Origin of the sequence: Herbaspirillum frisingense GSF30 (assembly GCF_000300975.2) — a bacterium.
GTDB classification, from domain to species: Bacteria; Pseudomonadota; Gammaproteobacteria; order Burkholderiales; family Burkholderiaceae_D; genus Herbaspirillum; species Herbaspirillum frisingense.
Genome location: NZ_AEEC02000047.1, coordinates 26,233 through 33,940 on the forward strand (window position 1 = coordinate 26,233; position 7,708 = coordinate 33,940).

Annotated in this window: 6 protein-coding genes; 4 read left to right on the forward strand and 2 right to left on the reverse strand. The window is 64.0% G+C overall.

Translation table 11 applies throughout. From position 1 onward, the window contains the following. The first annotated feature begins 43 nt into the window (after positions 1-43). Positions 44-1,528, forward strand: coding sequence for a Fic family protein (locus HFRIS_RS22135; RefSeq protein ID WP_006465244.1), 1,485 nt, complete (start codon positions 44-46; stop codon positions 1,526-1,528). A gap of 219 nt (positions 1,529-1,747) precedes the next feature. Here HFRIS_RS22135 and HFRIS_RS22140 read toward each other — a convergent pair whose 3' ends face one another. Next, positions 1,748-2,095 carry a KGG domain-containing protein gene (locus HFRIS_RS22140; RefSeq protein WP_006465245.1) on the reverse strand — a complete coding sequence of 116 codons (348 nt, stop codon included), beginning with the start codon at positions 2,093-2,095 and terminating at the stop codon, positions 1,748-1,750. A gap of 365 nt (positions 2,096-2,460) precedes the next feature. Next, on the reverse strand, positions 2,461-2,766 hold the full coding sequence (locus HFRIS_RS22145; RefSeq protein ID WP_006465246.1) for a nucleotidyltransferase family protein: 306 nt from the start codon (positions 2,764-2,766) through the stop codon (positions 2,461-2,463). A 239-nt stretch (positions 2,767-3,005) separates the two neighbouring features. On the opposite strand from HFRIS_RS22145, the gene imuA reads away from it, so the two are divergent. From imuA to HFRIS_RS22160, 3 genes are all read left to right on the forward strand, one after another. Then, positions 3,006-3,764 carry a translesion DNA synthesis-associated protein ImuA gene (gene imuA / locus HFRIS_RS22150; RefSeq protein ID WP_039876935.1) on the forward strand — a complete coding sequence of 253 codons (759 nt, stop codon included), beginning with the start codon at positions 3,006-3,008 and terminating at the stop codon, positions 3,762-3,764. Next, positions 3,691-5,175 carry a Y-family DNA polymerase gene (locus HFRIS_RS22155; RefSeq protein ID WP_006465248.1) on the forward strand — a complete coding sequence of 495 codons (1,485 nt, stop codon included), beginning with the start codon at positions 3,691-3,693 and terminating at the stop codon, positions 5,173-5,175. The genes imuA and HFRIS_RS22155 overlap by 74 nt, the downstream gene beginning before the upstream one ends. Positions 5,176-5,184: 9 nt before the next feature. Then, a partial coding sequence (locus HFRIS_RS22160) for an error-prone DNA polymerase (protein ID WP_006465249.1) occupies positions 5,185-7,708 on the forward strand: 2,524 nt, incomplete at its 3' end.

Sequence of the window (7,708 nt, forward strand, 5' to 3'; positions counted from 1 at the left end):
ATAAATTAAGATTTCTCGATAAAGATTAAGAAATCTCGATGCCATGACGCCGCTGGGCTATCAACATCTGATCGATGCACTGCATCTGAACGTCACGCCGCTGGAAAAGGTTGCCTACACCGACTCCTCGGTGAATCGACGCATGGATACCGAGACGCGCATTCTTTTTCCCTCTTCGGTGGCGATAGAGCCGAGCTTGATCGGGCATCTGGAATTTGCGCTCAAGCATGAGGGCGTCAATCTGGAGGTGATCGATGCGGCCTTCGAGCATATCCCACCCACGACATTGGTCGAACAACTGGCCATCAAGCCCACGGGCGAACACATCCGGCGGGCCTGTTTCCTGTGGGAGTGGCTGACCGGCCGCACGCTGGAGGTGGCGCCCATGAACAATGGCGGCTATGTCGACCTGTTCCCGACGGATGAGTACTACACCGCCCCCGACCCGGTGCGATCAAGCAAATTCCGGGTCCGGGACAATGCTCTGGGCAACCCGGCGTTCTGTCCGGTGGTGCGCCGCCGCGCCATCCCGCAAACGCCATCGCTGGACGCCTTGCTGGCGCAGGCGCGGGATACCCTGGCGGCCCTGCACGACCCGGAGCTGCACCGCCGCGCCGTGGCCTACCTGTATCTCTCGGAAACCCGCTCCAGCTATGCCATCGAATCGGAAACGCCAAGCTTCGACAAGCAGGAACGGTTTGTCCAGCTGCTGCAGCGGGCAGGAGAAGCAGGAGAAGTGAACGAAGCCTGGCTGGTCGGGCTACAGAACGCCATCGTGCGGGATGTCTACAGCCAGGAAGCGTCTTATCGCCATCAACAGAACTGGCTCGAAGACAGCAGCGGACGGGTCAGTTTTTTCCCTGCCCCTGCAGACGATCTGGACCACGTCATGCGCGGTTGGGAAAGCTTCATCAACGATACCCGTCGTTGCCCCGACCTGCTGGTGCAAGCGGCCTGCGCGGCCTTCGGCTTCGTCTACCTGCACCCCTTCCTGGATGGTAACGGGCGTCTGCACCGTTTCCTGATCCAGCACGTGCTGACGCGGTCTCCCCTGCTGGAACCGGGAACGCTGGTTCCGGTATCGGCAGTCATCAGCAAGAACATCCCGATCTACGGCGCGCTACTGACGGCATTTTCCCGGCCGGTCACGACGCTCTGGGACTATCGTCGAGGTGACCAGGGTCCAATTGTGATCCGCAGCCCAGGCAGCCGTGCCTATCGCTTTCTGCGGGCGGACCGGGAAGTGGCCTTCCTGCACGAGATGATCAAACAGGCGGTACAGGATGAAATTCCGAGGGAACTGGCCTACCTGAAAGGCTATGACGCAGCCTTCGCGCAACTCAACGATGAGTTCGACCTGCCGCAGAAAGACCTGTCGGCGCTGATCCGCATGATCCAGTCGAATAACGGCACGCTTTCGCTGCATCGCAGAAGGCAATATGGCCATCTGCCGCGCTCCGTGCTGGACCGCATCGAGCAGGTCACCCGAGAAATGTTCGATGCGGCCGATATGCCGCCAGAATCCTAGAAATTAGGAATTCTCGATAAATACCCAGATTTGGGCCAATAAATTAGGAATTCTCGATTCCCGTTAAGAGATTTCGGAAAACCAGACGCAAAAAAGGCGCTCTGCGCGCCTTTCGTTTTCTTGTTATCGACCTGTCTGGTCGCTGGTCCCTGCAGTTCTCAACTCCATGGGTGAAAAGCGACGGATGCGACAAGCATTGCCTGAGGTGCCATGTCCTCATCAGCCTTGCTGTTGGGGCGTGCTGTCGGACTGCTGTGGCTGCTGGGTGCCGTGTGTATGCTCCGGCGGGGTGCTCTGGCTCATCTGCGGCTGCGCCGAGGTGCTGGCGGTAGTGCCGTTCTGGCCATTCTGTGCTGCAGCGGCCGCGGCGGCAGCGGCATTCTTGCGACCGTGGCTGTTCAGGCCACCCTTGCGTCCGGCTTCGCGTGCTTCGGCGGAGCTGAACTCATGGGCTGCACCCTTGGCGTGGGCTGCCTTGCCGCCCATGCTGGCGATCTGACGCTGCTTTTCCCTGTCCATCGCAGCAAAGCCGCGATTGCTGGTCCCCGGATTTTGAGAATTTGCCATGTGTGACTCCTTGTCTTGGTTGGTCGAGGTTGAGCGGACGAACCTGCCACCTGCCTGCCCTACTGCCCTGCGCGAGCTGACCGGCGGCACAAAACATCTGTCCACGTCTGCAGTGTAGAAAGCCTCACCGAACCTCACTATCGGAAGAGCTCCCCAGCCCTTGTCAGTGCCGACTGTAGGAAATGTAGGAATCGGTGAAGATGAGCTTGTATTGCGGCAACAAAAAATAAGCGTATTTCTGAATGCCGAAGGGAAGCCTGCTCGGCGGGTGTTGAGGCAGATCTGGGGGCTAGAGCGCTGGAAAGGTCTGGGTGGGATTTAGGCAATACTTGGGAAGGGATGCGGCTGACAAGCAGCGTTTGAATTTAATCTTTCGAGGGAAATAGCGGCAGCGCCTCAGCGAGCACCTTGGCCCGGAACGTCGGCGGCAGGTCTTCAGGCGTCAGCAGATCGACATCAACGCCGAGCAGCGATTTCAACTCATCTTCCAGATCGCCCAGGTCCAACAGGGTGGCACCGGGCAGTGCGTCAACCAGCAGATCAATGTCGCTACCGTCCCCGTCGGTGCCGTGCAGCACCGAGCCGAAGACGCGCAGGTTCGCGGTACGGAAGCGGCCTACGGCTTCCCGTACTGCAACTCTCTTCATGTCAAGCGCAACGGAGGGGCGCATAGGCATCCTTTCTTGTCGAAACTCACTGCAATGGCCGGGGCAGGAATGCCATTCTAAAAGCATTTTCCAGAATCGCAATGCACCGATGCCCCCTCTTCGCCCCCGAACACGACCAGGTCGTCCTCCTCAACAAGAGCTTCAGTCTTTTGCCCGCTCATCCGCAGTTTTTGTCACACCCCAAAACAATTACTGTATATTTATACAGTTATCTTCATCTTCACCAGTACGTCTGCTCCACCATGTTGCCTCCATCGTCCCCGGTGCATCGTCCGGAAAACATCCATCCTTCGCTCTGGCTGGCGTCCCAGCTGGCGCGTGGGGGTGGGCACGGGGTGTCCAGCGGTTTCGAGGCGCTTGATGCCGAGTTGCCGGGACGCGGCTGGCCGACCGGGGCACTGATCGAATTGCTGCTGCCCCAGGATGGCATCGGCGAATTGCGCCTGCTGCGCCCACTGCTGGCGCGAGCGCCAGCCAGCGCCCAAAGAGCCGTCCGGATCACCCGCTCCGAACGCATCGCCCTGCTGCAGGCACCGCACCAGGTCAATGCCCCCGGCTGGGTGCATCTGGGTGTGCAGGCAGCCCGGCTGCTGCATCTGCAGGCCGATAACGCGGTCGATGCCTGCTGGGCTGCCGAGCAAGTCCTGCGCGCCGATAGCTGTCACGCGCTGCTGATGTGGCAACCCAGGCTGCGCAAGGGTGAGCACGATCTGCTGCGCCGGCTGCATGTGGCGGCGCAGGCCGGGCAAACCCTGTTTTTCATGCTGCGTCCCTGGTCCTGCGCGCGCGAGCCCTCGCCCGCGCCCTTGCGGCTGACGCTGCAGGCTGCGCGGGACGGACTGGAGATCGGCTTTCTCAAGCGGCGCGGGCCGCTGCGCGAACAAAGCCTGTTTCTTCCCCTGACGCCTTCACCGAATCTGCAACGCCATGTCCCCACTGTGGATCGCCGTACACCTGCCACTGCTGCCGCTGGAAGCATTCCGTCCGAACTGGCTGGATGAAGCCCCGGCGGTGGTCTTCGAGCGCGAGCGCGTCACCGCGCTGTCGGCGCCTGCGCGCGCGCTGGGCGTGCAGGAAGGCATGCGGCGCGGCGGCGTGCAACTGCTGGCGCCACAGGCGCTGCTGCAGGAGCGTGACCCGCTGCGCGAACAGGGTCTGCTGGAACAGACGGCGCTGGCCCTGTTGCAATACACGCCCCAGGTCACACTGGCCCCGGACGCCTGTGTGCTGCTGGACGTCAGCGCCAGCCTGCGCCTGTTCGGCGGCATGCGGGCGCTGTGCCGCAAGATCGGCGTCACCATCGCTCGACTCGGGGTGTCGGCCACCCTGTCTTCTGGCGTCACCGCGACCGGGGCCTGGATGCTGGCGCGCTACGGCAATGTGCGTACCCTGCGCAGCCGCTCCCTGCAACGACGCCTGGATCGCTTGCCGGTGGTCTTGCTCAGTGCTGCCCAGGCCCACCTCGAATGGCTGCACGGCCTGGGCTGCCGCCAGCTGGGCCAGTTGCGGCGGCTGCCGCGCCCCGGCCTGCAACGGCGCTGCGGCCGGGCGCTACTGGACATGCTGGACCGTGCCTATGGCGACCTGCCGGAACTGCATGAATGGGTGGTGGCGCCGCCGGTCTTCAAGGCCCGCGTGGAGCTGCCCGACCGCATCGAGCACACCGATATCCTGGCCGCCTATGCCCAGGGGCTGCTGGTACAACTGGCCGGCTGGCTGGCGGCGCGCCAGTTGAGCATCAAGCAGTTACACCTGTGGCTAGAGCACGAACGCGGTCGCCAGGCCGTGGCGCCGACCGAATTGCGGATCGCCCTGTCGGTGCCGGCCTGGCAGGAAGACCACCTGCATACCCTGGTCAAGGAAAAGCTGGCCCGCTCCAGCCTGCCGGCACCGGCCATCGCCCTGGGACTGGCGGCCGAGGAACTGCAAGCCATGCAGGCCGCCAGCGAACTGCTCTTCCCCGAACCTGGCGGCAGCCCGGAAGATCACCAGCGCCTGCTGGAACTGCTGGTGGCCCGGCTGGGCGCGGACAAGGTGCGCCAGGCCGCGCCTCGGGCCGATCATCGGCCCGAGATCGCCAATCGTTGGTGCAGCGTCATGCAGCCGGCGACCACATTGCCGGCACCGCTGGCGACCGATCCGGCGCGCCTGCCACCGCGCCCGCTATGGCTGCTGGAAGAGCCCTTGCCCCTGCGCATGCAGCAGCACAAGCCGTTCTACCGCACACCACTGGAATTCACCTCGCCGCCGGAACGCATCGAAGCCGGCTGGTGGGAAGGCCGCCCGCTGACCCGCGACTACTTCACCGCCCGCGATGCGCGTCATGCCTATTACTGGATTTTCCGGCAATGGCGTGGCGGCGAGGCCAGCGACGAAGAGCCGCAGTGGTTCCTGCACGGACTGTTCGGCTAGGAGCACCGCATGCAAGCCCCTCTCCCTGGCATCGGTACTGGTACTGGCAATGACAGCGGCCTGCCCGACTATGCCGAACTGTATTGCCGCACCAACTTCAGTTTCCTGCACGGCGCCTCGCATGCCCAGGAACTGGTGGAGCGGGCCATCGCCCTGGGTTATCGCGCCCTGGCCATCACCGACGAATGCACCCTGGCCGGGGTGGTGCGCGCCCATGCGGCCTGGCAGGAGCAGATCAGCAAGAACCAGAGCCTGGATTTCAGGCTGATCATCGGCAGTTGCTTCCGCTTTACCCAACTCCGGGAAGACCCCGAACATCCGCTGGCCCGCCTGACCCTGGTTGCGCTGGCCAGGAACCGGGAGGGTTACGGCAATCTCTCCGAACTAGTCACCCTGGCTCGCACCCGTGCCGAAAAGGGCCAGTACCTGCTGGCCCCGGAAGACCTGAGCCAGCCGCCGCCGGCCTTGTCGCACCTGCGCGCCCTGCCCGATTGCCAGTTGATCCTGGTGCCGGATTACGCGGTCGGTGAAGACACCCTGGACGCCCAGTTGCGCTGGTTCGCCGGCCTGGCGCCCGGGCGCTCCTGGGTTGGCCTCACACGCCTGTATCGCCCCCTGGACGAACTGCACCGCGAAGCGCTGGAGCAGGCAGCACGGCGCCATGGCTTGCCACTGGTGGCGGTGGGCGACGTGCAGATGCACCAGCGCTCACGCAAATACCTGCAGGATGTGGTGACCGCCATCCGCCTGGGCCAGCCGGTGCAGGAATGCGGCCATGCGCTGGCGCCCAACGCCGAGCAACACCTGCGGCCACGAATGCGGCTGTCGCTGGTGCACACGCGGCAGACCCTGGAGCAGACCCTGACCATCGCCGCCGAATGCCGCTTCAGCCTGGCCGAACTGCGCTATGAGTACCCGGACGAGCTGGTGCCGCTGGGCATGAGCCCGGCCGACTACCTGCGCCAGGAAACCCTGGCCGGTGCCGCCAGACGCTATCCGCAGGGGCTGCCCGGCGAGGTGCGGCAACAGATCGAGGTGGAACTTGGGCTCATCGCCGGCAAGCACTATGAAGCCTATTTCCTGACCGTCTATGACCTGGTGCAATTCGCCCGTTCGCGCGGCATCCTGTGCCAGGGTCGGGGCTCGGCGGCCAATTCGGCGGTCTGCTATTGCCTGGGGGTGACCGAGGTCGATCCCACCTCCACGCGCCTGCTGTTTGCCCGCTTCATCAGCGAAAAGCGCGACGAGCCGCCCGACATCGACGTCGACTTCGAACACCAGCGCCGCGAAGAAGTGATCCAGCACATCTACCGCAAGTACGGCCGCCGTCGCGCTGCCCTGGCCGCCGCCGTCCACAGCTATCGCCCGCGTGGCGCGCTGCGCGAGGTGGGCAAGGCGCTGGGGGTGGACCCGGCCATCGTCGATACGGTGGCCAAGTCGCAGCACTGGTTCGACAGCCGCGAAGAACTGCTGGCGCGCTTTGCCGAAGCCGGGCTGGACCCGGAACTGCCGCAGATCGATCTGTGGGCCAGGATCACCGGCAAGCTGCTGCGCTTTCCGCGCCACCTGTCGCAGCACACCGGGGGCTTCGTGATCGCACGCGGGCAATTGTCGCGGCTGGTGCCGATCCAGAACGCCGCCATGCCAGACCGTTCCGTCATCGAATGGGACAAGGACGACCTGGAGTCGCTCCGGTTGCTCAAGGTGGATGTCCTCGCGCTGGGCATGCTCACCGCCCTGCGTCGGTCGCTGGAGCTGGTGAGCCTGCGGCGCGGCTTGCCGCAGGTGATGCAGATGTACGATATCCCGCGTGAAGATCCGGTCACCTTCGAGATGATCTGCAAGGCCGATACCATCGGCGTGTTCCAGATCGAGAGCCGGGCCCAGATGAGCATGCTGCCGCGCATGCAGCCACGTACCCAGTACGACCTGGTGGTGCAGGTGGCCATCGTGCGGCCCGGTCCGATCCAGGGCGGCATGGTCCATCCCTACCTGCGCCGGCGTGAGCTGGTGCGCAATGGCGGCAGCTTCGAGTATCCCGACAACACCAGCAAGAGCGGCAAGATCAGGAAGGTGCTGGAGCGCACCCTGGGTATCCCCATCTTCCAGGAACAGGTGATGGACGTGGCCATCGAGGCCGCCGGCTATTCACCCAGCGAGGCTGACGATCTGCGCCGCTCCATGGCGGCCTGGAAGCGCAAGGGTGGCATGGGGCCACACCATGAGCGGCTGGTACTGGGGATGACCGACAACGGCTATTCACGCGAATTCGCCGAAAGCATCTTCAACCAGATCGAGGGCTTCGGCGAATACGGCTTCCCGGAAAGCCACGCCGCCAGCTTTGCCCTGCTGACCTACTTCAGCAGCTGGCTCAAGTGCCACGAGCCGGAGGCTTTCCTGTGCGGCCTGCTCAATAGCCAGCCCATGGGCTTCTATTCACCCTCGCAACTGATCCAGGATGCGCGCCGGCACGGGGTACGGGTGTTGCCGGCCAATGTCGTGCGCAGCGCCTGGGAGTCCACGCTGGAGCTGC

Excerpts from the sequence above, each read along its gene's own strand:
- imuA (WP_039876935.1), top strand. The coding sequence starts at position 3,006 with ATGTTGCCTCCATCGTCCCCGGTGCATCGTCCGGAAAACATCCATCCT.
- HFRIS_RS22155 (WP_006465248.1), top strand. The coding sequence starts at position 3,691 with ATGTCCCCACTGTGGATCGCCGTACACCTGCCACTGCTGCCGCTGGAA.
- HFRIS_RS22135 (WP_006465244.1), top strand. The coding sequence starts at position 44 with ATGACGCCGCTGGGCTATCAACATCTGATCGATGCACTGCATCTGAAC.
- HFRIS_RS22140 (WP_006465245.1), bottom strand. The coding sequence starts at position 2,095 with ATGGCAAATTCTCAAAATCCGGGGACCAGCAATCGCGGCTTTGCTGCG.
- HFRIS_RS22145 (WP_006465246.1), bottom strand. The coding sequence starts at position 2,766 with ATGCGCCCCTCCGTTGCGCTTGACATGAAGAGAGTTGCAGTACGGGAA.